This is a genomic window from Micromonospora sp. NPDC002296, from assembly GCF_040296145.1.
Lineage (GTDB): Bacteria > Actinomycetota > Actinomycetes > Mycobacteriales > Micromonosporaceae > Micromonospora.
The window spans coordinates 1-1,360 of the sequence record NZ_JBEOWQ010000126.1; the positions used below are offsets into that span (position 1 = coordinate 1).

Annotated in this window: 1 protein-coding gene and 1 rRNA gene; one reads left to right on the forward strand and one right to left on the reverse strand. The window is 68.8% G+C overall.

The genetic code is table 11. The features are described 5' to 3' along the window. A 5S ribosomal RNA gene (rrf, locus tag ABT023_RS29005) occupies positions 1-88 on the forward strand; the annotation flags it as partial. A gap of 71 nt (positions 89-159) precedes the next feature. Here the strand turns inward: rrf and ABT023_RS29010 are convergent. After that, on the reverse strand, positions 160-1,155 hold the full coding sequence (locus ABT023_RS29010) for an alpha/beta hydrolase (protein ID WP_350889870.1): 996 nt from the start codon (positions 1,153-1,155) through the stop codon (positions 160-162). Between the last annotated feature and the right edge of the window lie 205 nt (positions 1,156-1,360).

Consider the following 1,360-nt stretch of genomic DNA (forward strand, 5'->3'; position numbering starts at 1 on the left):
CGGTTACATTCCGAACCCGGAAGCTAAGCCCTCCAGCGCCGATGGTACTGCACTCGGGAGGGTGTGGGAGAGTAGGACACCGCCGGACATCTTTCAAAAAGGGCCATCCCCCTGGGGGATGGCCCTTTTTGTGTCTACCGCCGAGCGGGCGGGGCCGGATCAGCCGGCGCGACGGAGGCGACCGAGCATCCCGTTGAGGTCCTGGACGAAGAGTTCGTGGCGGAAGTAGTGCCCGCCGGGTACCTCGCGCCACTCGTGCGGGATCCCCGCCCGCCCGAGAGCCGCCCGGAACTCGCGCTGGCCGGCCAGCACCTGGGTCTCGTTCACCGTGTCGAACCAGTTCACCGGGTCAGGTGAGGTGCCGGCGGCCAGGAAGATCCGCTTGTTGTGGTAGCTGCCGATGCGCTGCACCGGGTTGTCGGCGTTGACCCGCGCCTCGTCCCACAGCGGGGCACCGTAGACGGTGCCGCCACCCAGCTCGACCGCGGCCGAGCTCACGTTGGCCCAGTGCACGACGAGGCCGAAGTCCCGGCGCAGGCTGGCCGGACCGGAGTGGGAGCTGACCGAGCAGAAGTGGCCGTAGTACTTCGCGGCGTACTTCAGGGCGCCGAACCCGCCCATCGAGAAGCCGGCGACGGCGCGGCCGTTGTACTCGGGGAAGGTGCGGAAGTTCTGCTCGATCCACGGGAGCAGCTGGGCGATGTGGAAGGTCTCCCAGTTGCGGGGCCCGGTGTTGCTGCTGACCGGGTTGGAGTACCACCCGGTCGCGGCGTCCGGCATGACGACGATGATCTCCCGGCCGGCGGTGAGGTTGATGATGTTGTCGTACATGTGGAAGGCCCGGAAGTCGGAGTTCCCGCCGTGCAGCAGGTACAGCACCGGGTAGCGCTTGTTGCTGGTGTGGTAGCCGTCGGGCAGCAGGACGTTGACCGCGGGATCCCACCCGATCGCGTCGGTGGCGAAGCGGTAGTACTGGAGGCGACCGCCGTTCTCGTTGCGGTCGACGATGCGCAGGCCGTGCCCGTCGCCGGCGGCCTGGGCGGCCATCGGCGCGCTGAAGGCGCCGGCCAGCGCGCCGGCGGCAGCCACTCCCGCCGCGCCGGTCAGGAGCCGCCGGCGGGAAAGGGGCCGAATGCTGTCAGGGGTGTTGTCCATCGATTCTCCTCGGGGAAGCTGCCGGTGTGTTCGGGGGCTGGTGACGCCCGCTGCGGGCCACGATCCCGACAGCGGCCGGTGTCGTGCCGATTCAGGCGGGGGTTCGGATGTCAGAGGGTGGTTTCTCCGGGGAGGCCGAAGAAGTCGTGCCATTTGGTGGTGGGGGTGAAGGTGGTGCCGGTGGAGAGTGCGACGTGGACGTCGT

What these genes read in the sequence shown, in the direction of transcription:
- ABT023_RS29010 (WP_350889870.1), bottom strand. Translation starts at nt 1,155, where the DNA reads ATGGACAACACCCCTGACAGCATTCGGCCCCTTTCCCGCCGGCGGCTC.